24 protein-coding genes are annotated in these 26,267 nt (G+C 37.6%); 8 read left to right on the forward strand and 16 right to left on the reverse strand.

Annotation, left to right across the window (positions count from 1 at the left end; translation table 11 throughout):
- Nucleotides 1-60: 60 nt before the first annotated feature.
- The 3 genes from H5118_RS15585 to fdxA all read right to left on the reverse strand — a co-directional run bounded on the left by H5118_RS15585 (nt 61) and on the right by fdxA (nt 5,088).
- Nucleotides 61-1,815: a putative bifunctional diguanylate cyclase/phosphodiesterase gene (locus tag H5118_RS15585; RefSeq protein ID WP_370626122.1), complete on the reverse strand. Its 1,755-nt coding sequence runs from the start codon at nt 1,813-1,815 to the stop codon at nt 61-63.
- A 568-nt stretch (nt 1,816-2,383) separates the two neighbouring features.
- Nucleotides 2,384-4,627 (reverse strand): carbohydrate binding family 9 domain-containing protein, encoded by a 2,244-nt coding sequence (locus H5118_RS15590; RefSeq protein ID WP_182749389.1) that lies wholly within the window; start codon nt 4,625-4,627, stop codon nt 2,384-2,386.
- A gap of 137 nt (nt 4,628-4,764) precedes the next feature.
- Nucleotides 4,765-5,088, reverse strand: a complete 324-nt coding sequence (gene fdxA, locus H5118_RS15595; protein WP_002958626.1) for a ferredoxin FdxA — start codon at nt 5,086-5,088, stop codon at nt 4,765-4,767.
- Nucleotides 5,089-5,282: 194 nt separating this feature from the next.
- Here fdxA and H5118_RS15600 point away from each other — a divergent pair, with 194 nt between their 5' ends.
- Both H5118_RS15600 and H5118_RS15605 read left to right on the forward strand, forming a co-directional pair.
- Entirely contained in the window at nt 5,283-6,890 is a 1,608-nt protein-coding gene (locus H5118_RS15600) for an NAD(P)/FAD-dependent oxidoreductase (RefSeq protein ID WP_182749390.1), read from the forward strand.
- 95 nt (nt 6,891-6,985) lie between these two features.
- Nucleotides 6,986-8,485, forward strand: a complete 1,500-nt coding sequence (locus H5118_RS15605) for an amidase family protein (RefSeq protein WP_182749392.1) — start codon at nt 6,986-6,988, stop codon at nt 8,483-8,485.
- A gap of 31 nt (nt 8,486-8,516) precedes the next feature.
- On the opposite strand, the gene H5118_RS15610 is transcribed toward H5118_RS15605, so the two are convergent.
- Together H5118_RS15610 and dapA are read right to left on the reverse strand one after the other, a co-directional pair.
- Entirely contained in the window at nt 8,517-9,821 is a 1,305-nt protein-coding gene (locus H5118_RS15610) for a DEAD/DEAH box helicase (protein WP_002958629.1), read from the reverse strand.
- Nucleotides 9,822-9,950: 129 nt separating this feature from the next.
- Nucleotides 9,951-10,868 carry a 4-hydroxy-tetrahydrodipicolinate synthase gene (gene dapA / locus H5118_RS15615; RefSeq protein WP_182749394.1) on the reverse strand — a complete coding sequence of 306 codons (918 nt, stop codon included), beginning with the start codon at nt 10,866-10,868 and terminating at the stop codon, nt 9,951-9,953.
- A 171-nt stretch (nt 10,869-11,039) separates the two neighbouring features.
- On the opposite strand from dapA, the gene H5118_RS15620 reads away from it, so the two are divergent.
- Nucleotides 11,040-11,693 (forward strand): DUF6058 family natural product biosynthesis protein, encoded by a 654-nt coding sequence (locus tag H5118_RS15620; protein WP_182749408.1) that lies wholly within the window; start codon nt 11,040-11,042, stop codon nt 11,691-11,693.
- An 8-nt stretch (nt 11,694-11,701) separates the two neighbouring features.
- Here H5118_RS15620 and H5118_RS15625 read toward each other — a convergent pair whose 3' ends face one another.
- The 7 genes from H5118_RS15625 to H5118_RS15655 all read right to left on the reverse strand — a co-directional run bounded on the left by H5118_RS15625 (nt 11,702) and on the right by H5118_RS15655 (nt 17,193).
- Nucleotides 11,702-12,466, reverse strand: a complete 765-nt coding sequence (locus H5118_RS15625; RefSeq protein ID WP_182749396.1) for a 2-keto-4-pentenoate hydratase — start codon at nt 12,464-12,466, stop codon at nt 11,702-11,704.
- Between the two features lie 138 nt (nt 12,467-12,604).
- Complete coding sequence (locus H5118_RS15630; RefSeq protein WP_182749398.1) at nt 12,605-13,009, reverse strand: hypothetical protein; 405 nt, start codon at nt 13,007-13,009, stop codon at nt 12,605-12,607.
- Nucleotides 13,010-13,303: 294 nt separating this feature from the next.
- Complete coding sequence (locus H5118_RS15635) at nt 13,304-13,648, reverse strand: hypothetical protein (protein WP_182692515.1); 345 nt, start codon at nt 13,646-13,648, stop codon at nt 13,304-13,306.
- Nucleotides 13,649-13,742: 94 nt separating this feature from the next.
- A complete protein-coding gene (locus H5118_RS15640; protein ID WP_182692514.1) occupies nt 13,743-13,964 on the reverse strand; it encodes a hypothetical protein in 222 nt (73 codons plus the stop codon).
- 456 nt (nt 13,965-14,420) lie between these two features.
- Nucleotides 14,421-14,708: a putative quinol monooxygenase gene (locus tag H5118_RS15645; protein ID WP_002958660.1), complete on the reverse strand. Its 288-nt coding sequence runs from the start codon at nt 14,706-14,708 to the stop codon at nt 14,421-14,423.
- Nucleotides 14,709-14,786: 78 nt separating this feature from the next.
- Nucleotides 14,787-15,602 carry a 2,5-didehydrogluconate reductase DkgB gene (gene dkgB, locus H5118_RS15650; protein ID WP_154902884.1) on the reverse strand — a complete coding sequence of 272 codons (816 nt, stop codon included), beginning with the start codon at nt 15,600-15,602 and terminating at the stop codon, nt 14,787-14,789.
- A gap of 418 nt (nt 15,603-16,020) precedes the next feature.
- On the reverse strand, nt 16,021-17,193 hold the full coding sequence (locus tag H5118_RS15655) for an MFS transporter (RefSeq protein ID WP_182749410.1): 1,173 nt from the start codon (nt 17,191-17,193) through the stop codon (nt 16,021-16,023).
- A gap of 116 nt (nt 17,194-17,309) precedes the next feature.
- Between H5118_RS15655 and H5118_RS15660 the strand changes: the two genes are divergently transcribed.
- Together H5118_RS15660 and H5118_RS15665 are read left to right on the forward strand one after the other, a co-directional pair.
- Nucleotides 17,310-18,197: a LysR family transcriptional regulator gene (locus tag H5118_RS15660; RefSeq protein WP_182749399.1), complete on the forward strand. Its 888-nt coding sequence runs from the start codon at nt 17,310-17,312 to the stop codon at nt 18,195-18,197.
- A gap of 107 nt (nt 18,198-18,304) precedes the next feature.
- Complete coding sequence (locus H5118_RS15665) at nt 18,305-19,345, forward strand: metal-dependent hydrolase (protein WP_182749401.1); 1,041 nt, start codon at nt 18,305-18,307, stop codon at nt 19,343-19,345.
- A gap of 74 nt (nt 19,346-19,419) precedes the next feature.
- Here H5118_RS15665 and H5118_RS15670 read toward each other — a convergent pair whose 3' ends face one another.
- Together H5118_RS15670 and H5118_RS15675 are read right to left on the reverse strand one after the other, a co-directional pair.
- Nucleotides 19,420-20,382 carry a sensor domain-containing diguanylate cyclase gene (locus H5118_RS15670; protein ID WP_182749402.1) on the reverse strand — a complete coding sequence of 321 codons (963 nt, stop codon included), beginning with the start codon at nt 20,380-20,382 and terminating at the stop codon, nt 19,420-19,422.
- Between the two features lie 323 nt (nt 20,383-20,705).
- A complete protein-coding gene (locus tag H5118_RS15675; protein WP_154902888.1) occupies nt 20,706-20,975 on the reverse strand; it encodes a hypothetical protein in 270 nt (89 codons plus the stop codon).
- Nucleotides 20,976-21,216: 241 nt separating this feature from the next.
- Between H5118_RS15675 and H5118_RS15680 the strand changes: the two genes are divergently transcribed.
- Entirely contained in the window at nt 21,217-21,483 is a 267-nt protein-coding gene (locus H5118_RS15680) for a type B 50S ribosomal protein L31 (protein WP_182712301.1), read from the forward strand.
- Entirely contained in the window at nt 21,480-21,614 is a 135-nt protein-coding gene (gene ykgO / locus H5118_RS15685; protein ID WP_002958669.1) for a type B 50S ribosomal protein L36, read from the forward strand. Before H5118_RS15680 ends, ykgO begins: the two co-directional genes overlap by 4 nt.
- A gap of 63 nt (nt 21,615-21,677) precedes the next feature.
- Here the strand turns inward: ykgO and H5118_RS15690 are convergent, their stop codons facing one another.
- Both H5118_RS15690 and H5118_RS15695 read right to left on the reverse strand, forming a co-directional pair.
- Complete coding sequence (locus H5118_RS15690) at nt 21,678-22,064, reverse strand: OsmC family protein (protein WP_002958670.1); 387 nt, start codon at nt 22,062-22,064, stop codon at nt 21,678-21,680.
- A gap of 83 nt (nt 22,065-22,147) precedes the next feature.
- Entirely contained in the window at nt 22,148-22,537 is a 390-nt protein-coding gene (locus H5118_RS15695) for a cytochrome b562 (RefSeq protein WP_007580869.1), read from the reverse strand.
- Nucleotides 22,538-23,152: 615 nt separating this feature from the next.
- Here H5118_RS15695 and H5118_RS15700 point away from each other — a divergent pair.
- Nucleotides 23,153-25,999: a TonB-dependent receptor domain-containing protein gene (locus tag H5118_RS15700; RefSeq protein WP_182749404.1), complete on the forward strand. Its 2,847-nt coding sequence runs from the start codon at nt 23,153-23,155 to the stop codon at nt 25,997-25,999.
- Nucleotides 26,000-26,267 lie beyond the last annotated feature (268 nt).

Here is a 26,267-nt window from a genome sequence, read left to right on the forward strand (position 1 = left end):
AAAATGCCACTCTATTTAGAGTGGCATTTTTATTTGTAAAATAACTAACTAACTAGCTAACTAACTAACAATATCCCACGCACTTGTACCCGATGCAGAAAGATTGCTGGTGTTATTACGTAATACTTTATTACCTACATTAACTGATGACTCAGGACGGCTCACTAAATACCCCTGAACTGAACTCACACCCATTTTTTTAACAAGCTCAAACTGCCCTATTTCTTCAACGCCTTCAGCTACAATTTTAAGGCCCAGCTTTTGTCCAAGCTCACTAATTGTATTTAATATATCGTTATATTTTTGGCTTTTATTGGCTTGAGCTATGAACGAGCGATCAATTTTAATAACATCAATTGGTAAATCCGCTAATGTACTTAACGAGCTAAAACCTGTACCAAAGTCATCAATTGCAATAGTGATGCCTTCTTCTCTTAATCTACTTAGCTCTTTAATTATTCTAGGGCTGGCTTGAATAAATGTTGATTCGGTAATTTCTAGCATTAAAGACGTCGCCGGTAAGCCGGTTTTTTTTAGCTTCTTCATTATCCAATCATAAATATCACGGTGCTTTAACTGAATGCCCGAAACGTTAACAGATATTTTTACTTTGCGCATACCTGCATTATGCCATGCAGCCATTTGCCGACACGATTCAAGCATAATCCAATCGCCAAGCTCTAATATTAAATTTGACTCTTCTGCTATTGGAATAAATTCTGAAGGTGGGATCATACCTTCAACTGGGTGGTCCCAACGTGTAAGCGCTTCAAAATAATCAATCATACAATCTTCAACATGTACAATTGGCTGAAAAGATAAGTAAAAATCTTTACACGCGAGCGCTAAACGCAATTCTTCGAGTAAATAATGATAACGGCGCATTTTGTTACCCATTTCTGGCGAGTAAACTTTAAATATTCCCTTACCATCACTCTTAGCTCTGTACATAGCAACATCAGCTAATTGTAAAAGTGCTTGTGGGGTTGACGCGCTTTCTGGGTAAGCAGCAATACCAATACTGGCACTAATTTTTACTATTTTATTGCCAAGCACAAAGTCTTTTTCAAGCTCACTTAACACGTGCTTCGCAATGTCAACAACTCTGTCGCTATCATCAAGTAGTTCTATAAATATGGAGAATTCATCTCCACCTAATCTTGATAAGTTTTGCTCTAATTGATTAGCGCTATTAATATTACTTAACTTATGGTGACGTAAAACATTTGCAAGTCGACTGGCCACTTGAACTAATATTTCATCACCAAAACTGTGGCCAAACGAATCATTTACTTGTTTAAAGCCATCCAAGTCGATAAATAGAAGCGCACATTTGAGATCTTCCTGATTAGCATGATTTATTTGTCTGTCTATGTGTTCAATATATGCATGGCGGTCAATTAACAGCGTCAGTTTATCTTGACAAATACTTGTTTGAGTTTGTTTTACATAATTAACTACGTGTGAATTTAAGCTATTTATAGATTGACTTAAGCTGCTTACACCTAATGGGTTCTCTGCCGGTTTAACTTGTAAATTAAATGCAGTAAGTAAGCTATTGGCTTGGCGGTTGAGCTCCGCTATTTGATTTTTATAATGACGTTTTCTACGTTCTCTACGTAAGTAGATACCTGAGCCAAATATCAATATACATAAAAATAAAAAGTTCATGGGTGATGAGAGCGTCATCATGATTAACTTATTAGAATCAGCGGCTACAAATTGGGTATCAGTGGTTTTGATAAGTAAAAAATCAGCTGTTGGCTGCTCAATTATATAATGGCCATTTAAAATGGGATTATACCAAGGAGCCATATCAAGGGAGGTATTCGTGATCTCGAAACTTCGTATATCAATATTTGTCTGAAATAGATTTATACGGTTGATCTGATTAGTTAACTCTATGTTTATGCAGAAACAAAATAGAACTATGATTAAGAAAATAAAACCGAGCGGCTTAAGTTTATTCATAAAAAAAATCCATCTATTTTGCTTCTCCTATCAAACCTATTACCAAAAGCGGATTATATCGCTTGCATTTAGTACTACGCAAGCATTGATATAATCCTAAGCCATTAGAATAACAAAAAATTGTAACGATAATGGATCAACTAACTATATCTACATATAGTATAGATGGGATTAATAAAAATAAACAAAAACGTTTCAATTGTTTAAAATTTAATACATGCGGTATATAAACTTTGTCGTTTTTTCTGCCGCATTAATCTATGCCTCACCACTACAGCTTTAAGTACTTATATTTACTCAACCTTAATCGCATTTGCTCCGCTGTCGTACATCATTTAAAAATTATTCTTGCGCATTATGCATTGCTACTCAAACTAGTAGGAATTATCGCTAATAAAATTATTATTAATATTTAAAGCTGCCATGCATAGCTAACTTTTGTAAATAAGGTACGTTGATCTCGCTCAATATTTTTAAGAGAATCGTCTTGGTAACCTCTATCTGAGTAACCCAAATAAAACAGTGTTTGCGCATTAATTTTATATGAGTAAACAAGCTGACTACCGTAGTCTTTGTTAATTTGGCTAACTTGATAAAAGTAGGCATTTTCGTCTCTATCAATATCTTCAAATTGTAAAATAAGCTTAAGAATTGAACGCATACTAAATTTATAATGAAGCCTAAAATCAACTAAGTTAGCTGTAAATACACGCTCCCCTTGTGGGTTATCTAATTGGCTGTAGTTATGTTTTACATCGAGCTGCCAATGGTCGTTAATGTCCCACACCATTTGGGTTTGGGTGTCAAACGCATCGCCTAATTGCTCATTTGCATAATCAATGCGGCTAGCGTATTCAACATATAATGATAACTTTAAATCTTTAGTGGGTTTAAAGCCCGTATAAATGTAACCAATATTTTGATTATAAAAATTGTCATTATAATTTTCATAACGGTGTACTAAACCAATTTCAAAAATAGATTGTTTTTGACCTTTAAAACTCAAAAAGCCTTCGTATTCTTCTTCAAGTAAGTCGCCATTTTGTGCCCACGTTTTATCCCAGTCAGCTTCGTATGACCACGAGGTAAGTAAATCAGACTCATCTCTGTACCATGTTTGTCCGCCACCAAAGCCTACTTTTTCATAATCGACTTTAGCTTGATAACCTAAATCAGTGCGGTAGTCCTGCCCAATATTTTCATAAGATGCAAATAATTTGTAATCACGTTTATCGCGGGTAAGTTCTAGAGCATAAGCTTCATCTGATTGAGTTTCAGATAAGTTATAGTTTTGAATTAAAAATTCAGAGTTACGAGTATCAGCAGATGACACTTGATACAAAAGAGTATCCGATTGATTAAACCAGTAGGTACCATCCACTGATAATACAGTGTTGTGATAGTCATCACTTTCTCTGTGCGTGCTTGAAATACCAATAGTACCTTGCTGACCTAAGTCATATTGATAACGCCCTGCGGCTGCATTCGTTTTTTCGTTTAAGCTTGCGAAGCCAGAGCCCTGATTCGTTGGCAGTAAAATATTACTATTGTCGTCATCAGCTAGCATTAGCGCATAACTATGATCACCCGTTTTACCCGTCAGCTTTGCACCTAAAGTAGGCTCTGCAATTGTACGTGTGTATAAAAGCTCAAATAAGCTACTTTTAAAGTAAGAAGCACCATCTAAAAAGAAAGGACGTTTTTCAGCGTAATAAATTGAGAAGGTTGTATTTACATCAAGCTCTAAAGAGTCAGTTTCTACTTGCGAAAAATCAGGATTAATTGTCGCGTTTAAAACAGCATCTTTTGTTAAACCCCAGCGTAAATCTAAGCCCACTTCAGTATCTATATCACCCTTATCCCAATCACCTGGCAACGCTGATTTATTATCGTTACGCAGTGTGGTTAATGTAGGTGTTAATTGGATATTTTTACTTGATTCAATGTCACTAAATCCAACTAACTTATCAAACTGGCAAAGGCTGCATTTCACATTTCTATCAAACCCCATGTTTGATAGCTGATATAGCACATCACGTTGGTAGTTTCTCATTACAGAAAAACCCCACGTTAGCTCATTTTCATTTTCAGGAAAACGCAGTGCTTTAAAAGGAATACGCATTTCAACAACATAACCTTTGTCGTTAATTTGTCCTGCGCTATCCCAAATAGCATTCCATGAGGTATCAGAACTCCAACCATCGGTGTCGGTCATTCGTATATCGCCTTGCGCGCCCAGCGGGTTAACATGGAATTCATAACCACTGCGTTCATCATTAAATGTATCAATAACAAGAATAACGACGTCGTCTTCCCATAGCGTATCCCGGTCACGAAGTGATGCACGAATTTGCGTAGGGTCTGGGTCTTGTGCAACATAGGCAACATATAAGTTAGTGCCATCTTCGTAAATAAAGGCATCAGTTTTTACAGGGGGTGTGCCTTTCTCGTTAGGCTCATCTTGGTAGAGTAAAGATATACGTGTTGCATTTTGCCAGTGCGCCTCATTCATAACACCATCAACGGTGATATTTGAATTAATACGGGACAAGGATACTTGCTGTTTTTTAGCCGCTACATCAAGGCTAGAAAGTAATAAAACAAAACTTAAAAATAGGAAGATAAACTTTTTTATTATAGTTATAAAGTGCTGCATAAACATCCATTTAGACTGTAATTACTCATAAGGAGCAACTTAAGCTGAGGATTGTAATTTATCCAGGTACATTTGTTAATACTTTGAAATAAAAAAATTAACTATTTAATGATAAAGGAGTAACTAATTGTTATGTATTATGTTTCGAGTAGTTTAAGCTTATCGTCTATGCCATTCCATACATCAGCGTCCTCTGGAGCAGGTTTAACCTCTGTAATGCGCGGCCAGACCAGTGCAAGTTCAGCATTTAATTCAGTAAACTCTTTTTGAGACTCTGGTAGCTCATCTTCTTGGTATATCGCATCAGCTGAACACTCAGGGACACATAAGCCACAATCAATACAATCAATCGGGCTAATTGCTAAAAAATTAGGGCCTTCAAAAAATGCATCTGCTGGGCACACTGATACGCAATCGGTGTACTTACATTTTATACAATTTTCGGTGACAACAAACGCCATACTATTTTAATACCTAAGATTTTGAACAACAGTTGTGGATCATACCCATCCACCCCAAAAATACAATAAATAAGTGCCATATCAGGCTATTTTAACGTAAAATGCGCGCCTAATGTTTGCACACTCGTTGTGCCCTGCATCCCCTTATTGTGAGCGGTTATAATACCCCGCTATGACACCTAAAAGAGATATAAATGATACGTTTAACCGAAATAAAGCTGCCACTTGATCATGACGAAGACGCAATTGGTCAAGCAATTGTAAATAAACTAAAAATCCAATCTGAACAATTGCACAGTTTTAATGTGTTTAAACGTGGTTATGATGCACGTAAAAAATCAGCTATTTTACTTATTTATACACTCGATATAGAAGTTGATAACGAAGCCGAGCTACTCGCAGCATTTGAAAAAGACCAGCATGTAAAAGTAGCACCAGACACAAGTTATAAATTTGTAGCCCAAGCTAACAATAATATCAAAGAGCGCCCTGTCGTGATTGGTTTTGGTCCTTGTGGTTTATTTGCGGGCTTATTACTTGCTCAAATGGGCTTTAAACCCATTATATTAGAGCGCGGTAAAGAAGTACGTGAACGTACAAAAGACACGTTTGGCTTTTGGCGTAAACGCACACTTAATACAGAATCAAATGTACAATTTGGTGAAGGTGGCGCAGGTACTTTCTCAGACGGTAAGTTATACAGCCAAGTAAAAGATCCAAAGCATTATGGCCGAAAAGTCATTACTGAATTTGTAGAAGCAGGCGCACCCGATGAAATTTTATACGTAAGTAAGCCACACATTGGTACGTTTAAACTTGTCACCATGATTGAAAAAATGCGCGCTCGTATAATAGAGCTTGGCGGCGAAATTCGCTTTAGCACACGTGTTGACGATATTCATTTAGACGACGGGCAAGTAACAGGTTTAACGCTTTCAAATGGCGAGCAACTAAACACTCGACATGTTGTATTAGCCGTTGGCCACAGCGCACGTGACACGTTTGATATGATCCACAAAAAAGGGATTTATGTTGAAGCAAAGCCATTCTCAGTCGGTTTTAGAATCGAACATAAACAATCAATGATCGATGAATGTCGTTTTGGCACAAATGCAGGAAACCCAATTTTAGGCTCTGCCGATTATAAACTTGTTCATCACTGCGACAATGGCCGCACCGTTTACAGCTTTTGTATGTGCCCAGGTGGCACAGTAGTCGCGGCAACCTCTGAAGAAGGCCGTGTTGTTACCAATGGTATGAGTCAATATTCACGAAGTGAGCGCAACGCTAACAGCGCTATTGTGGTAGGTATATCACCAGAGCAAGATTTCCCTGGTAATCCACTTGCTGGAATAGACTTACAACGCAAACTTGAAGAGCAAGCGTATGAGCTTGGTGGTAGCAACTACGATGCACCAGCGCAGTTAATTGGAGATTTCTTAAAAGGTAAATCATCTGCAGACTTAGGTGAAGTACAACCCTCTTACACACCTGGTATTAAGTTAACTGACTTGAGTAAAGTGTTACCACAATTTGCAATTGATGCCCTTCGCGAAGCGATACCAGCGTTTAATAAACAAATTCGTGGCTTTTCAACTAACGACGGTTTATTAACCGGTGTTGAAACACGTACTTCGTCGCCTATTAGTATTAAGCGTGATAAAACATTCCAAAGTATTAACACCAAAGGGCTTTACCCTGCAGGTGAAGGCGCAGGTTACGCTGGCGGTATTTTATCAGCGGGTATTGATGGTATTAAAGCAGCTGAAGCAGTCGCACTGTCTATGTTAGAAAGCGCTTAAACCTCTTTTTTAAGCTGTTTATCGAAAAGCCTCACTTTGTGAGGTTTTTTTGTGCTAAATGTATAGAAAATAATAACAACTCAAGCACCTCAACAATGATCAAAACATTTACCTTTTCGTTGCTTAGTGTATTAGCAATTTTTAACGCTAAAGCACAAGAGCTAAAAACCATCGATGAAATCCACAGTGCATATAAAAATAATTCTATTAATGCACAGCAACTCACCCAAAATTATATAGACCGAATTAATAAACTTAACCCACAATACAATGCAGTTATTAGTATTGAGCCTACAGCGATTGCTCAAGCTAAAACGTTAGATGAACTTGCCGCCAAAGGCACTTGGACAGGTCCATTACACGGAATACCTGTACTTCTTAAAGATAATATAGAAACAAAAGGCACACTTCCCACAACGGCTGGCTCTTTAGCACTTAAAAATAACGTTACTAATAATGATGCTTTTGTTGTTAAACAACTACGTAATGCGGGCGCTATAATTTTAGGTAAAGCTAATTTAAGTGAATGGGCAAATTTTCGTTCATCCTATTCATCTTCAGGCTGGAGTGCCGTAGGCGGACAAACACATAATGCGCACGATGTAACACGTAACCCATGTGGTTCTAGCGCAGGTTCTGCTGTTGCAGTAGCACTTAACTTTGCGCCCATAGCATTAGGGACTGAAACAGACGGTTCAATTACGTGCCCTGCCTCAGTAAATGGAGTTTATGCAATAAAACCGAGTATGGGCCAAGTATCACGCTCAGGTGTTGTGCCTCTTTCTAGTAGTCAAGACTCAGTAGGGCCGATGGCGCATTCACTTAAAGATGCATTGCTGGTTTTATCAGTTTTGCAAGGTGAGGACTCTCTCGATGCAACAACTACAGGGTTTAAATTAAATACAGGTAATCTAAAATCAAAATCGTCACTTATTATTGGTGCACTGCCTAGCGACAAATTTACAGTTGAAACGCAGCGCCTTTATGCCAAGCAGTTACAAGCATTAAAACAGGCTGGGCACACTGTTATTAATGTAGATATTACTGATAACTTAGATACGCTATTTGTTGATGAATACTATATTTTACTTTACGACTTTAAAGCCGAAATTAATCACTACCTCGCAAGCACTCCAGCACAAGTGGCTGTAAAAAGCCTAAAAGCACTTATTAATTTTAATATTCAAAATAAAAATACAGAAATGCCCCACTTTGAGCAAGACATCCTAGTTCAATCTCAGGCTATTGATTTAACTAACAAACAAAAATACCAAGAGACTAAAGAACGCTATCGCACTTTAGCAACGACAGCCATTGTTAATGTATATAAAAACAACAAGCTTGATATTGTTATAGCGCCTACAGTATCACCCGCCTGGAAGACAGACTTAGTTAATGGTGATAATTTTAATGGTAGTAGTAGTTCGTTATCTGCTATTGCAGGCACAACGCACATAACTCTGCCGGTAGGCAAAGTAAGTGGTTTACCAGTTGGTTTGTCCATAATAGCAAATAAAGAGGGCGAGCAAGCGGCTTATGTATACGCAAATATTATTGATGAGGTGTTATCATCAGGCACAAAAAAACCTGAGTAAACTCAGGTTTTTTTAAACTAAACGGCGTTAACTATGACTTTTTAAGTGACAGTTTTTCGCCTTTTAAGCTTTTACGAACGCTTGAAATACGTGAGCGATTTACTGCTCTCGCTTCACCGGTTGCTTGTCCTGATAACTTGTTAGAACGTGTACGGCGTAAATGCGCTGGTTTTTTACCAATTTTATCAATTAGTACTTCACGGTTACTTACTTCGTAACCTTCTAAATATACACGTTTGATTTTTTGACCGATTAACGTTTCAATTTCAAACAAAGTGTTTTCTTCTTCGCGGCTAACAAATGAGATTGCTTGACCTTGACGACCAGCACGACCTGTACGGCCAATACGGTGAACGTAATCTTCTGCAAGCCATGGTAAATCAATATTAATTACACGAGGTAAACCATCAATATCAATACCGCGAGCAGCCACTTCTGTAGCTACTAATACACGTACTTTGCCTTCTTTAAATTCACGTAAAGCACGACGACGGTTACCTTGAGATTTGTCACCGTGGCAAACGCCCGCCGGAATACCATCAAGGTTAAGCTCTTTAACAAGCTCGTCAGCCGTTTCTTTCATGTTTACAAATACAAGCACTTGTTGCCAGTTTTTCTTACCAATCAATTCAGAAAGTAGCTCTTGCTTACGACGCTCTTCAACAGGGTAAACAACATGCTCAACAGTACTTGCTGTACTGTTAGTTTGATCAACACGCACTATTTCAGCTTGTTTTAATACTTTAGATGCAAATTGTTTAATTGCTGCAGGGAAAGTAGCAGAGAAAAGTAAAATCTGGCGCTCTTCTGCACAGCTTTTAATCACGTTTTGCATGTCTTCAATAAAGCCCATATCAAGCATACGGTCGGCTTCATCAAGAACAAGGTGCTTAACACTTGCAAGGCTTAAGTTACCTAAGCGAATATGATCAAATAAACGACCTGGTGTTGCAACAACAATATCTACACCTTCTTTTAAAGCGTTTGCTTGGCCGGCGGTACTAACACCACCGAATAAACTAACGACTTTAAGTGATGTATGCTTTGCAAAATCTCTAAAATTATTTGCAATTTGTTCTGCAAGTTCACGCGTTGGCGCAAGTACTAATGCATGAGGTGCATTCGTTGTGCTGAGTTCAGACTCAACCAATTTTTGGATGATAGGTAAAGCAAACGCGGCAGTTTTGCCGGTACCAGTTTGTGCACTGGCTAAAACGTCTTTACCTTTACGAACAGCAGGGATTGCTGCGCGCTGAATGGGCGTAAGAGTGTGATAGTTAAGTTCGTCCAACGCCTGGATGATTTCAGGAGCGAAACTAAAAGATTTAAAATTCATGCTGTATAACCTACGGCCACATTATCAAGGGTCGCAAATTATACAGCAAAAACGAGTCAACAGTTAGCTTTAAACTGGATTAAAAGCTAAAAATTAGTTTGTTAAGTCATTAAAATATTGATTATCAACTCAAGAAAGCGTTAATACCTCATTTTTTTTTAATAACTGTGCTTTACCACCGACAACTTCACGTTCGTTAAGCTCATTTATTAATGGCAAACCTACTTTTTGTTGCTCATCACTAAGCGGTAAATACGGTAATCTAAATACTGGATTTACTGCACCTGTCATCATCATCGCAGTGTTAATAGCAATAGGGTTTGGCTCACAGAACAACCAGCTCATTAATGGTTGTAATGACGTATTTAACTCATCATTTTTAGTATCCATTAATTGGCGAAACAACCCAGGAACAAGGTTAGAAGTAACCGAAATAACACCGTGCGCTTTGTGTACATGACGAGCGTCGTGTGCTTCATCGTCGTTACCAGACCAACACGCAATGCCTTGCTGCTCATAGTGTGCAATGCGCTCATTGCCGCCACATTCTTTAATACCAATTAGGTTCGAGTGCTGTGCTAATGGTTCAATAATATCAGGTGTTAGGTCTTGACCTGTGCGACCGGCTACGTTGTAAATAAAGGCAGGTCCAATATCAAGTACGCGTTTAAAGTGCTCTTTAACACCCGCGATTGACGTACGTCCGTAATATGGGTTAATTTGCAGTGCTGCATCCATACCGCTGGCAAAGCCATATTTAGTTGCTTTAATCGCTTCACGGGTGTTGTTACTACCGGTATTACCAACAATAATCAGTTTGTCACCATATTTGTTTGCACTGTGCGCTATAAGCATTAAATGCTCTTCCCAGTTCATTAACTGGCCTTCGCCTGTTGTGCCACCGACTACAATGCCATCAACGCCCGCTGCAATTTGTATTTCAACGAGTTCATCGTACTTTGCGAGATCAATTTCACCGTTTGCTAAATATGGCGTTTTAATAGCTGTAATAAGGCTTGCTTGTTTAATTTGGTCTAGGGTGCGCATAAAAATTCATTATTTATAAAACTTGCGCTATTTGTAACATACTTGCCGGTATTTTTGGAGGTATAAGCGCACATTTAATTATAAAATCGCTTGTGTTATTGAGTTTGGTAATACAAAATGAATAACTGTATATATGAACAGTATTTTATTTTTAACGATACCAGAGGCTTTATGCGTTTATCTGACTACTTAGCAACTCATTTTTATAACACCGATGAACTGTGCCAAGCATTAAACATAGATGCAGATACACTTTTAGCTTGGCAAGAGCGAAGTGTGTTCCCCAAACCAAGTTACTGTATTAAAAGTCAACTTAGCTGCAGCTCATATTCGGGTTTGTATGAATGCGAAGAATATGACGACTATTATGCGCGCGGCTGTGTTAATTGGGGGCAAGGTCTTTTAAAACAAAAAATAGAATCATCAAGCCATGCTTTTAATTATTTTGCGCAGCAATATACTGCAAGCCTAACTAAACTCGCTCAGCAAGGATTTACGTTTAGTGAAGAGCTATTTGGCTGTGAAATAGACGAGCACTTACAGCAAGTTTGGCAACAGTTTTTATGCAGTAAATATGGCGTACTTACTCAAAATGGATTAATAGACGAAATAGTCTCGGTAGACATTGGCAGACTATTAGTTGACGACATTACAGAACTGCGCAGTAAAGCGAGTTTAAACCAAGAAGAAAGAGCGCTACTACACCCCGCCATGAAGCTTTTAAACAAAGCGTTCGGGCATGGCGCCGATCATGAAAAACAACACACTTTGCGCACCCGTTACATAGATGCGCTTATTTTAAAATATGATTTATCTATTAAGTAACGCTAAATTTACTTTGATAAAAACGTAGTGCTAACAGACCCTAAGTCTTCGTAACTAACCGTGGTTAACTGATCTGTATTAAGCTCAACAACACCACAATAAGAGCCTGTTATAAACACTTGCCCAGTTTTTAAATTAATTCCCTTTGCTGATAAGTAATTAACCGCCCAATAAAGTGGAAGCTGCGCAAGTTCTGCAGGATGCACACCTGCCAAGTTTAACTCCAGCTCAGTTTGCTTAACGTTAATATTTACAGTATTTGCGTTATACGCTTTGGCTTTATCTATTTGTGGGCCTAAATACACGCCTTGATTAGATAGGCCATCAGCCAGCTTTTCAATGTGAGTGCTTGGAGTGCCTTCATCAAACCTTTTTTGAATAAGCTCAAGTGCTAAATGGGCGCTGGCAAATGCAGTATCTACGTCTTCATTTGTATAGGTTTTATTACTTGGTAAATCGCTTTGTAAAATAAATGCAATTTCTGGTTCTATCAGCGCTTTGTTATTTGTTGTATACAGTGGGCAATTTTCAGCTTGTTTTATAGGTGCATGTAAAAGAGGCGCTAATATAATTGAGTCATCATCTAAAGGCAGCATACACTTCCAGCCATATACAGTTTGATCATTTAAATAAATCATCAACTTTTGTACTTCTATCGCATCGTCAGTCGAGTCTAGTACTAACTCTTTAGGAAAGTTTGAACGTGCTGGGTTTTCTTCTCTTTGTGCTAATAAGTGAGTAGCAATTAGTTTTAGCTGTATTGAGTTGTTCACATAAATCTCTTTAAAATACGTTACTGGTTAAGCAGTAAATAGGAAGGATTACATTATTAATGTATTAGCTTAGGCATTAGAACATCATGTTAAATGCCTATAATTAAAATTGTATTTAAAACAAAGCGTGGTAATTATTTAAGTATCAATAGATTTGAGAGATCGTAAAAACAGCCCTAAGCCGCCAAACGCTAAAATTATAATAACAATCAAATCAAACGACGTCATAGTTCGCATACTAAATCGAACACTCGATATAACGCCAAATATGAGTGCGGTTAACGAGCCAAGAGATAGCACCCAGCCTAAAATATTTTTAGAATTATAAAAAATCAGACCTACACCAAAAATAAACGGGACCATAACCATGCCGCCTGTAACGCCAAAGCCACCTAAAGCATTAACACTATAAATGCGAGAACTTAGTCCAAAATTAGAGGTCACCGAAATTGCGTTTAGCAGCATATAAAAGCCACCGCACATCATAATCAAACCAATAAAAAAATGCCCAATACCACCAGAGCTTCCACCCGCACCTTTCATTATTAATTATTCCTTTTATGTTTTTGACTTAATTGTTTTAGATGGTAATTGCTCGAGTATTAACATTGACCGCAATCTACATAATCAATCAGTGCAAACGCGAAAACACTTATCGCGTAATTACATGCCAAATAACATAAAACCAAGATAAAAAACCGTGCAAAATTGCCCATAACACAGACTCATTAGCACTCCATGAAATAGCAATTGCTAGGGCCGTACCAAAAGAGACTCCATATTTTACTATCTCATTTCTTGAGTTTCTCTTTAGTTATATTCCTAGCTTTTAACTTATTAGCTGCTTGATTTGCTTACTAAAACTGACAGTTCTTTACCATCAACATTAATACTTGCTTCTTTGCCTATTTCAACAACTAAAGAGGGAGCCATATGTTTTCCACCTAGTTTTAGGTCAGTTGCTAAACTAACAGTAGAATCATCAATTGGCGTTACTGTAAGAGCAAAACTATACAAATTATCAACTGAAACTGACGCCTCTTCATTTGAATTAACTACTAAAACAGGTGAACCAATTAAGTTTTTATTATCATAAAATTTAGCATTCACTACAAAACTATCATTAGCTTGTGCAAATGAGGCAAAGCCTAACAACGCTACTATTGCGATTAATTTTTTCATTATTATCTCCATATAAATTATACAGTTTAAAGCTGTTAAGGCTTTATTGACTGTGATTTTTTCGCTAGCAATTTACCAGCTAATGATTAAAAACTTATGTTTTAGCTCTGATGACATAACCAACGCCCAGCGAACTAATATAGAACAACACTCCAAATACACTAATATCAATGAGTAGCTTTAGAATGTCAAAAGTATCTGTAAACACAAGATACTCAAAAGCAAATAAGTGAAATATGACTTTTGATCCGAAATACGCAGCTAATAAAGGGATTACAAAAATAAGGATAGATTGATTAGATTTATTAATTTCCATACCCATGTCTCCATTATTAGTTTAATTAACTCAGCTCTAAAAATATAACACACAAAAAATATATAAATAGTTTGCTATTTTGAGTCTCTTATTCAGTACCACTCGAACTATTTACGGCTGACTAAAATGCCATGTTATATTTCTATAATTTACACCAGAGAACTTTAATGTAAACAACAAATTAAATAGGCTATTTATTAGAGTGGGTTGTGATAGCAAAACGACTCTTAATAAAGTTATGAACCTCTTTTGATTTCGAAGCACTACGAATGCGAATTAACAAAAAAGAGTCCTAATAGGTTTCATTGATATTGGCGAAGTTGGGTATTTAGGCAGGTTGGAGTGTAAGAATAAAAGGTGATGTAAGATAACAGCACCTATTTGAGTATTTACTTTATGATATGTAATTTAGCTAAGTATTTTAATACGTACCATAATAGGCACTATAAAAAGAATTTAACCAATTGATTTATATACATCAATACTACTATTGGTTAAAAGCCCAGTAACTTGCGTACCAAATGCTTTAAAGTGTGGCTCGTTTTTATGCGCTTCAAAGTGCTCGTCAGACGCCCACTGTTCGCTAACAACATAATCGGTATGTTCATCATCACTTTTTACAGATAGTTCATAACGTAAGCACCCTACTTCTTGGCGCGATGACTTTTGTAAGTTTTCAAGTGCTGTAAGCATCACATCTGCATCAATATTTTTGCACGACAGTGCCGCTATAACCGTTAACATGTGTATTCCTTTTAAAAGTTAAGGTGTAGATAATCTACACCTTAAAATATTTAGTTTAACTTTGCGTTTGAGGTAAGTTTACTGATCCCACTGCGGCGCAAAGTCTGGTGTTGCTTGGCGGTCGCCACAATCAAGACCATCAATGCGGGCTATGTCTTCATCATCTAACTTAACGTGGTCGTTAAAGTTATCTTCTAAGTTTTTGCGCTTAGTTGATGATGGAATTGTCGTCATGCCGCTTGCGTTAACCCATGCTAAAACAACTTGTGCTGGACTTGCATCGTGCTTTTTAGCAATGTCGATAATGGTTTGATCTTTAAGTACTTTGCCTACTACAAATGGCATGTACGCTGTCACGTGTATATCGTGCTGAGCACAAAATGCACGCAATTTAGTATTAGTTAAATATGGGTGAACCTCAACCTGATTGGTAAATATTTCACGCGAGTCAAGCGTTTGCATTGCTTCATTTAAGTTTGCAATGGTGAAGTTTGATACACCAATGTGCTTAGTTAAACCAAGCTGCTTCGCTTTTAGTAATTCAGTGAGGTATTCACTCATTGGCTCGTCGTTAGCAGGCGATGGCCAATGAACTAGCAGTAAGTCGACCGAATCAACTTGTAGCTTTTCAAGTGACTTTTTAACGCTTGGGATAAAGTCGCTTTTATTTAATTTGTTATTCCACACTTTGGTGGTTAAGAATATTTCACTGCGCGGAATATTACTATCTTTTATGGCTTGACCTACTTGCTCTTCGTTGCCATAAATTTGTGCGGTATCAATATGGCGAAACCCAACTTCGAGTGCCATTTTTACTGAGTTATAGGCAGTGTCGCCCTCTAAGCGGAATGTTCCCATACCTAGTTCTGGCATTTCTATTACACGTTTTGTCATGGTTTATCCTTATAAAATAATCGGTTTTGAAATACAAACTTTTAAAAGTTTTACGAAATACACCTTTTACTTCTTATTACGACTGTCACTTAAAAATCTATGACCTCATAACATGTATGAGGTCATTAATTTTAGTTTCAAGGTTAGGGTCTGTTAATCTTTAGAGATTACAATTGCAGCAGTGTATTTGGTATTTAGGCAAGGCAGAGCCTATGCAGTGTGGTTGTTCCACATTAATAGGCGATAACGCAGCATAAATGCCAAATACGCGCTGCCTGTAGGTTCTTCCTAGGGTGGATTTACTCTTTGCCCCTCGATTTTTACTTAGCCCACTAGGTTACAAACCTCGCTCCGTGATTAAATCATCCCTAGATTGAACAAATTTAATCCTAAAAGGTCAACAGACCCTGCTAAGGCTTTATGCTTGCTGAATTTCACGTTTATCAAGCATACCGCTGTAGCGTGTAACACCAAGTGCTAAAACAGAGATAACGGCGCCTATCCATGCTGTATCTTGCAGGGTCATGTTCTCTACTACGCTACCGCCAATAATTGAGCCAAGTGCAATACCAATATTAAATGCGGCTATGTTTAAACCTGATGCAACATCTACCGCATTGGGCGTGTGCTTTTGCGCTTGCTTTACTACATAAAGTTGCAAGCCTGGCACATTACCAAAAGCAAATGCGCCCCATACTAAAATAGTAAGTACAGCAGCAATTTTTGATTCCATCGTAAAGGTAAATATCAGTAAAATAATACTCAAAGCGCTAAATATAATGCTCAGTGCGCTAATTGGGCCGCGTTTGTCGGCCAACTTTCCACCCCAAATATTACCTATCGCTACCGATACGCCGTAAACAAGCATTATTAAGGCAATAGCCGAAGGCGCAAAACCTGTTTGTTGCCCTAAAATAGGTGCTAAATAAGTAAACGCTGTAAACGTGCCGCCATAGCCCAATATCGTCATTAAATACACCAGTAATAAACGCGGTTTTACGATTACTTGTAGTTGCTCTTTAAACGTCGCTGGTATTGATTGTTTTAAGTTTTTTGGTACTAAAATAGAGCTGCCGATTAATGCAATTAAACCTAATACCGACACAACTAAAAACGTTGCACGCCAACCAAAGTGTTGTCCAATCCATGTACCTAGTGGCACACCAGTTACTAGTGCTACAGTAAGCCCGGTAAACATAATGGCTATTGCACTGGCTTCTTTGTCTTTGCTTACTAGACTTGTGGCAATCATCGATCCGATTGAAAAAAACACACCATGGGCAAGCCCCGTTAAAATGCGCGCAAGTATTAATGTTTCGTAACTTGGCGCTTGCCATGCAAGTAAGTTACCTAAAACAAATAAGCCCATTAAGCTTATTAGTACCACTTTACGATTCCAACGACCCGTTAAAGCTGTTAGCACCGGCGCACCAATGGCAACGCCAACCGCATATAAACTTACAAGCAAACCTGCTGAAGGTAGGCTTACGCCTAAGTCGTTTGCAATGGTGGGTACTAATCCCACTATTACAAACTCAGTTGTTCCTATTGCAAATGCGCTTAAGGTAAGCGCCCACAAAGCCAATGGCATAGTTATATCCTCATTAATATTTGAAGAATGTAGTTTGGCTAAAATATCGTTTGCAAAAAATAGCATTAGTGACAAAATACTTTTGTTAATAATGCAAAGATGGTGTTGGTATACTTATGGCTGTTCATTCAAAAACTGAAGATTTAGAAATGTTTATAACGGTAGTAGATTGCGGAAGCTTTTCGGGGGCGGCTAATTTGCTCGATCAGCAGGTGGCTAAAGTGTCGCGAGCTGTATCACGCCTTGAAAATACACTGCAATGTACTTTGCTAAACAGAACAACACGCCGGTTAGAGCTTACCGAAGAAGGCCATACTTTTATAAAATTTGCACGCGAAGGGTTAAATACGCTTTATACCGGTGAAGAAGCCATAAAGCTTTTAAAACAAGCGCCAAGTGGCAAGCTACGAATAGATGCGGCAAGCCCTTTTGTATTGCACCAACTTACACCTTTAATTGGCGAATTTGCCAAGCAATACCCCCACATAACGCTTGATATAACCTCGCACGACAGCATTATTGATTTACTTGAACATAAAACCGATTTAGCCATACGCATTGGTGATTTAAAAGACTCAAACTTACATGCTCGTAGACCTGGCAGCAGCCAGTTGCGTATTGTAGCCAGCCCAGAATATATAAATAATAACAAAGCAATTGCGCAAATTGATGACTTACAAAATCATAAGTTAATTGGTTTTAGTGACTCCCCTAAATTAAACACCTGGCCGCTAGTAAAACCCGCTTTATTTACGTTTTCGCTTAGCGCAAGCAGCGGTGAAACAGTGCGCCAGCTGTGCATTGCAAACCAAGGCGTTGCGCTACTTTCTCACTTTATGATTGGCAATGATCTAAAAACAGGTAAATTAGTTGAAGTGTTACCCGCTGCAATTAGCTCACCTAATAACCGAGAAATTATACAAGCCGTGTATTATAAAAACAGTGCGGTATCGTCTCGCATTACGGCGTTTTTAGATTTTATAAAGCCTAGGCTTAGTTTATAAATTCTGGGTATTAATATACTTATTAAATATTTCAAATGATTTTTTGACGCTTTTTAATAATAAAAAAGTATAAATAACAAAAGTAGTAATTAAAGGTATTAATTAAAATGGATTCTTTAACGCAGGTAGCATTAGGCAGTGCTGTAGGTTATGCGGTTTTAGGCAATAAAATAGGTCGAAAAGCCGTTTTATGGGGAGCAATTTTAGGCACTCTCCCTGATTTAGATGTATTTTTGCCTTATGGCGGCTCTGTAGAAGCATTTACTTACCACCGTGGCTTTAGCCATTCGTTATTAATACATTTATTAATTAGCCCGCTCATTGTATGGCTAATATTAAAAGTACACGCGGGAATGCAAGCTTATAAAGTGCGCTGGTTTTGGCTAGTATTTTTAAGCTTATCTACACATGCCCTATTAGACAGCCTAACTGTATACGGTACACAACTACTCTGGCCTTTTACTGAGTACCCCTTTGCGGTTTCTAGTGTGTTTATTATTGACCCCGCTTACACGCTTCCTTTATTAATTGGCGTAATATGTACACTAATACCCAAAATAAAAGCAACAACGGCTTATCGTATAAATGCAGCCGCCTTAGTTTTAAGTAGCCTGTATTTATTCTGCGCTTTAATTTTAAAAGTAAATATTGATGACAAAGTAAATACTGCACTCAACAACAGGCAAATATCAGTAAATGCCTATGTTAGTACGCCTGCGCCGCTAACCACTTTGCTGTGGCGTATTGTTGTAATGTCTGACGGACAATACTACGAAGGTTATGCATCAGTATTTGACGCGCCCAGCGATGTTACATTAACGCCTTATCAAACAACGCCTTCACTGTTAAATAATATTAGCGATGAATGGGCTATAAAACGCTTGCAGTGGTTTACTAAAGGGTTTTATTCGGTGCGCCAACAGCAAAGCAATATTGTTCTTTCTGATTTACGTATGGGTATGGAGCGCAACTATGTGTTTAATTTTGTAGTGGGTCAAAAAAATGATTCAGAAGTGAGCATTGGTAACTTTGAAAAAATAAGTCAAAGACCAAACTTAAACAATCTTCATAAAATATGGAACAGAATTTGGCAACCAAATGTGTCTTTAGCATTACCCGCTGCAAAAAATGACTGCAATAGTGAATAACGGCATATTATAAGATTCGTACTAGCATGAGGAAGTTAAATGAAGCTCAAGCAGCAATTAAACTAAATAGCTTACTAAAGTGATTGCTGCTTTTTTTGCTGATACATTGCAACATCAGCATCTTGAATCATATCCTCAACTGATTTACCTGTATCGTGTTTAAAGTGTGTTACTCCTACACTGTAATCAATTTTGTATGGCTTGTTTAAGGTATTATTGGCATGCGCAATTGCATCCGCAAACCTTTGTAAAACAAACTCAGCTTTTGTTTCATCTAAATCACTTAGCATTACTACAAACTCATCTCCGCCAAGTCTGCCTATTACTTCACAATCACAAAATGAACTAAGCATAATTTGCGCAAATTTATTCAATACAAAATCACCTTCGTGGTGTCCATAAACATCATTAATTTGTTTAAACTTATTAAGATCAAACAATATAAACGACATTGATACTTTGTTTCGCCTACATACATTTAGCGTATGTTCGGCAAGGTTTAAAAAGCCACGTCGATTAGAGATTCTTGTTAACTCATCAATTGTGGCTAGTTGAATTGATTGAATCTCTTGCTCAACCAGCGTGCCTAAATCTCTTAGTAATTGTTTTTCTTCATCATTGAGTTGTCTAGGTTTATTATCGGCAAGGCACAAAGTGCCTATAATGACTCCTTCCCTTAATTTTAAAGGAAAGCCTGCATAAAAGCGTACTTTAGGATCGCCTGTAACAAAGGGGTTATCAAAAAACCTTTCGTCTTGAGCTGTATCTGGGATTATTAATAACTCGTCTTGATTTATGGTGTGGCCACAAAATGAGGTTTCGCGAGGAAGCTCAGGCGCATCAAGCCCCTGCCTAGATTTAAACCATTGGCGGTCTTCGTCAATCAAAGTAACCAATGAAATAGAAACATTAAACATACGCTTGGCAATACGAGTAACACGATCAAAGCGCTCTTCATGAGACGTATCTAGAATTTTTAATGTTTTTAACGCATGTAATCGCTCTGCTTCGTTACTTGGGATCTCAGGTTTAATCATTAAAGCTCAATTAATTTTAAGTGTTTTATGAATTACGAAATGGGAGCGAATATTTTCGAGTATATAACCCATAAACTTATTTAAATTATAAACAGTCTGTCTATTAAAACTAGAACATTACCTTAAAATAGCAATAAATACTTATGAATATCAGTAAGTCGTACCTAAATAAAGATAAGATTAAATCCGCAAAAAATTATGATGAAAACAGGTGGGAGTAGTGGTTGATACAACATTACTACTTACTAGTTAAAAAGTAGTAGTGGCTATTTAGTTTTATTTAAATAACCACTGGATTTGGCATACTTACAAAAATAAACACTTTAATTTTGGTGCTCATATTGTCCACGGTAAACTTCAAATACTTTTAAAACAGTATGTTGCTCTTTAGTTAGGCTATCAAACCAAGTATCAAACAGCTCATCATCTTCTTGCTCACTAAGTGCCATATACCTTGCTAGTAACTCTACAATATCATTGTGGTTGCAGGTTAACGGATTTACTTGTTGCGCCAAGGTACTGTGGTCGCGCTCTCTTAGGGTTTCCATCACCCCTTGGTCAATTTGTTCTTGTTGTTGTGTTGCGTCACTCATACATAACCTCTGTAATAACTTTATAACCGTATTTGTTAACGTTTTAACTCTTAAATATAGTTATAACAGCCTAAACGCCAATAGCCAGCATTTTTAATTCAAGTGCTTATTTTTTGATTTATTTGCACAAATAGCCAGCAATTACGCCCCTTTTGGGGAGCATTTAAATAATTTGCAATGAGAGAATAAATACGTTAAATTAAAATGATACATTATCACATATCATTTATTGAGGCGTATTATGAAACCAAATATTCATCCTGATTACCAAGTGGTTGCTTTTCACGATACTGCTGCCGATTCTTACTTTATTATTGGCTCAACCATTAAAACAAGCCGCACAGTAGAAATAGACGGTAATACTTATCCATATGTACCTATTGACGTATCAAGTGACTCACACCCATTTTATACAGGCAAGCAAAAAACTGTTGCTACAGATGGCCGTGTTGCGCAGTTTAACCGTCGTTTTAAAAGTTTATCAACTGTTAAAAAGGAAAAGGTATGAAAGTATTAAGCTCTCTAAAAAGCGCCAAGCAACGCCCGGGGTGTCAAATTGTAAAACGCAAAGGTCGTGTATTTGTAATTTGTAAAAACAACCCACGCTTTAAAGCAGTACAAGGAATGAAAAAGAAATAAGTTAAGCCGTGGAGCACTATACAGAATTAGGTAGCCTGTTAAAGCTACCTAATTTAGGGAGGATTATTTTACCACTACTGAAAACTCTGGCACTGCCTGAATTACTTTTTTTACCGTACAGGTATTAACGGCTGCAATAAGCGCCTTTTTATATTTATCAGGAAAACCGTCTGGTAGGTTAATCTCAATTGAAAATAACTTTTTACCGTTATCATCTACATTTTCATTATTTTGAGTAAGCGTCATACCTTGCGTTGAAATATCACGCTGCTCACAAAATTTACGTGCATAAAAACCTGCACATAAAACCATACTTACTAAAAAGTAATCAAACGGTTCTGGATGCTCTGCGTTGCCACCAGCGTTTACACTTTGATCGCTGATTACTTCTAGGTCGCCAAATTTAGCGCTTTGCTTTTGGCCTTCTAACATTGAAACTGAAATTTCCATTGTGTTTCCTTATATTTATTGCTGCAGATACTTTTAACGCAGTTAGCTTAAAAGTAGCGACTAAAGATACATATAGTTTAGGTTTATGAACCGAACAGTAATTCAAAGAACCCTGGAGGCTCATGTAGCTCATGATATTTTTTACGTAAATTATCTATATTTTTTAACGGTTCTTTTGCTGCACTTAGACCCTGCTCGTTCGCTGCTTTTTTAGCAAGCTCAGCTTGGGCAATCACTTTATCAAGGCCCTGCAATGACTGTTCTGGTTTCTTGTAAAACTTACCTGTTTTACTCACTTTAACCAGCTTTATAAATTCATCAATCGCAGTATTAAATTCACTAAGTTGGGTTGCCTGCACCGCTTGTTTATATGCAAGACCCGTGTTTTTCATATTTACTTCAAGATCGACTTCTTGCTGCGCAAAAGACATTGAACTAAACGCAAAGGTAAAAATAATAACTAAATACTTCATGGTCAAACCTATTAATTAAAAACACCTAAATTGTATCAAGTTTACGTAACAAAGTAACTTTACGAGCTGTTATGAGTACTTTGAACTGTAAAGGGGGTTTACAAATTAATCATTTTAAAGCCGCAATAGTGAAAAATATTCAAATTACGATTTTTTTGAATAAAAAACACCTAATAAAAATCGCTTTAAAAGAGCAATAACACACATAAACTTTACAAATATGTACATATAACACTCACTGGCAACTTCATATAAATAAAAATTTATATGTGAATAATTATAAACTGCAAAAAATTGACTTAAAAAACAACTGAAAATTTAACAAAGAAAAACCAATGTTAATAACTAAGACACATAAGAAAAACCAAATGTAAAAACCCCTAGATTAATCTTTAAAAGAACCTCCTCAATTAATACCGAAAAACACAACAAAAGTTCTTAAGGTTATTTCAAGTTGCTTATTTTACAGTGAGTTAGTTCCTTTTAATAAAATAATCAGCATGCAATAATCGCCGCCCTCATAAAAAAAGTTATAGGGATTTACCCAAATACACACTGTATTTGGCTAAAAACTACATTGTATTTAATTACTATAAAATGTTCTCTGGGAATCAAATGAAACGTCATAACTTACTTTCTACTAGCATTAAATGTGCATTAATTACTGCTGCTGCAACAGCAAGTAATTCTGTGCTTGCACAAGATGAGCAAGCAACAAAAATTGAACGTGTTGAAGTAACGGGTTCACGTATTTTACGTGAAGGTGCTATTGCACCTGCACCAGTAACAGTTATAAGCGGCGAGCAGCTAATTAATACTGGCGCTGTAAACATTGGTGAAGCGCTAAACAATTTACCAGCACTTGGCAATACATATTCTATGGCTAACTCAGGCCGTTTTATTGGTACTGCTGGTTTAAATATTCTTGATTTACGTAACATGGGTACAGACCGTACTTTGGTACTTGTAAATGGTAAGCGTCATGTATCAAGCTCTGCAGGTTCTCAAGCTGTAGATACCAATACTATTCCAAGTGTATGGGTTGAGCGTGTAGAAATTATCACTGGTGGTGCATCCGCTGTATATGGAGCTGACGCGGTAACAGGTGTTGTAAATTTTATACTAAAAGACAACATTGAAGGTATGGATTTTAGTGTTACCCGAGGTTTTGCCGATTTAAACAGCTACAACAACGAAAAAGCGACGTTCTCGTATGGCTCTAATTTTGATAACGGCCGTGGTAATGCAGCTTTTGCTATTGAGTACTCTGGCCAAGATTCATTAAATGCACTTGACCACCCTTGGACTAGCACATCTTTTAGCAGCTTACCTAACCAAGCCCAAACGGATGAAAACAAAAATAGTGCTGACTTTCCTGATGATATTTTAACACCTAATGCGGGTTATTACGCCATCAATGATTCAGGTGTTTATGCACTTGAAGATCCAACTAAGTATATTAATAGCTTTAACCCTGATAGCAGCGCACGTGATTTATACATAGGCAATAACGCAGATCCATATTCATGTGCAGAATGTGACTTTTTTAACTTAGGCCAATTTGAAGAAATACAACCTGAGTTTGAACGTTACAACGTAAACTTTAAAGTTAACTACGATGTGACCGACGATTTAAACGTCTACTTTGATGCAAAATACGTAAACAGCCAAGGCGAAAGCATAGGTCAACCTGCGTTTTTCTTTTTTGACAGCGACAACAGCATTAACATTGATAACCCTTACCTAGACCCAGCCATCAAAGCACGTATGCAAGAGGAAGGTGTTGATTCAATCATGGTTAACCGCATGATGAGTGACCTTGGCCGCCGCATTGAAAACAATACGCGTGAAACAACGCGTTTTGTTACCGGCTTAAAAGGGACTGTTTTAGAAGATTGGGAATTAGATACGTCAGTTGTATACGGCCAAACAGATCTAGAGCGTGAAAACGGCGCTAACATGATTTTAGCCAACTACTTTAATGCACTTGATGCCGTTGAAGATACAAATGGCAACGTAGTATGTCGTAGCGCTGCTGCGCAAGCTGACGGATGTGTACCTGTAAATATTATGGGTTTTGGCGCACCATCTCAACAAGCTATTGATTACATAAATACGGTATCAATTGGTACTTCAACAATTAAGCAAACAGTTGTTTCTGGCTCACTTGCTAATGGCGCTATTTTTGAATTACCAGCAGGTTATGTAGGTATTGCATTTGGTGCCGAGTACCGTAAAGAAGAAAGCGAAACTAAAGAGCCAGATAACGCAGAAGGTACTTTCTTTAACGCACTGGGCGAAGATAAAGGCTCGTTCAACGTACGCGAAGTATTTTTTGAAGCGACGATGCCAATTTTAACTGACTTACCGCTTATTCAAGATTTAGTGTTTGATACTGCAGTACGTCATGCTGACTACAGTACGATTGGCGAAGCAACTAGCTGGAAACTTGGCCTTGATTGGACTGTAAATGATGAGCTACGTGTACGTGTAACTCAATCTGCAGCACTTCGTGCGCCAAACATTAGTGAAGTATTTGGGGCAGCAAGTCAAACTTTCTACAATGTAGACGACCCGTGTCGCGCCGACAACCTAGGTGACTTATCAAACGGTGCAACACGTACTGCAAACTGTGCCGCATTAGGTGTAGCGAGTGACTTTAACTCAGGTTACGATGCAGCCTCATTAGATGGTTTAACTAGCGGTAACCGTGATGTAAAAGGTGAAGAGTCAACAAGTACAACTGTAGGCATTGTTTACCAACCAGAGTTTCTAGAAAACGCGCTGCTTACTATTGATTACTGGGAAATTGAACTTGAAGATGCGATTGACACAATCGACGCGCAAGACATTCTTGATCGCTGTGTTGATAGCGCAACAGGTATAAACAATCAGTACTGTAACTTAATTACACGTAATGCTAATGGTGAAATTACTTTAATACAAAACTCTGTATTAAATGTTGCCGGCCAAAAAGCATCAGGGATAGATTTTGAACTAGGTTACGACTTTGACGCGCTTGAAGGTAGCTTTAAAACCCGCTTAATTGGTACTTACTTAATTGAACGTAAAGATTACCCGTTCCAAGACGACCCTAGTAACTACATTGAATACGCAGGTACTACAGGTGAAGCTAAGTGGCAAACTAACTTATCTGTAAGTTATGTTATGGATAACTTTTTCTCAACAGTTGAAACACGCTTTTTAAGTGAAGTAGATTTATATACAAATGTTGAGCTTGAAAATAACCCGAACCCAAGTAATCAAATGTCTTACGGTAAATACTTTATTACCGATATGACTGTTGGTTACAACTTCGATAGCGGTTTAGGCGTTAAAGTAGGTGTTGATAACGTATTTAATCGTAAACTTCCGTACGGTTCACGTGGTACAAGCGCGGGCAGCGCAAGTTACGACAACATTGGCCGCTTTGGCTACATTAACTTAAGCTACAGCTTATAATTAATAAAATAACTTATTAGGGCGTGTTGATCATTGGTGGGTGAATTTGCAGCAGTATGTTTGGTTTTTAGGCAAGGCAGAGCCTATGTAGTGTGGTTATTCCCCATAAATAGGCGATAACGCAGCATAAATACCAAACATGTGCTGCCCGAAGGGCTGACGAATCCCCAAAACGTGACAGGCACAGCAATTTATGATCTTATGTAAATCACCACAACCCACATAAGTCACAACTGCTATGCCTGAGACATCAGTTTGCCATAAGTAC

Source organism: Pseudoalteromonas sp. SR41-1 (genome assembly GCF_014164015.1).
Classification (GTDB): Bacteria; Pseudomonadota; Gammaproteobacteria; order Enterobacterales; family Alteromonadaceae; genus Pseudoalteromonas; species Pseudoalteromonas distincta.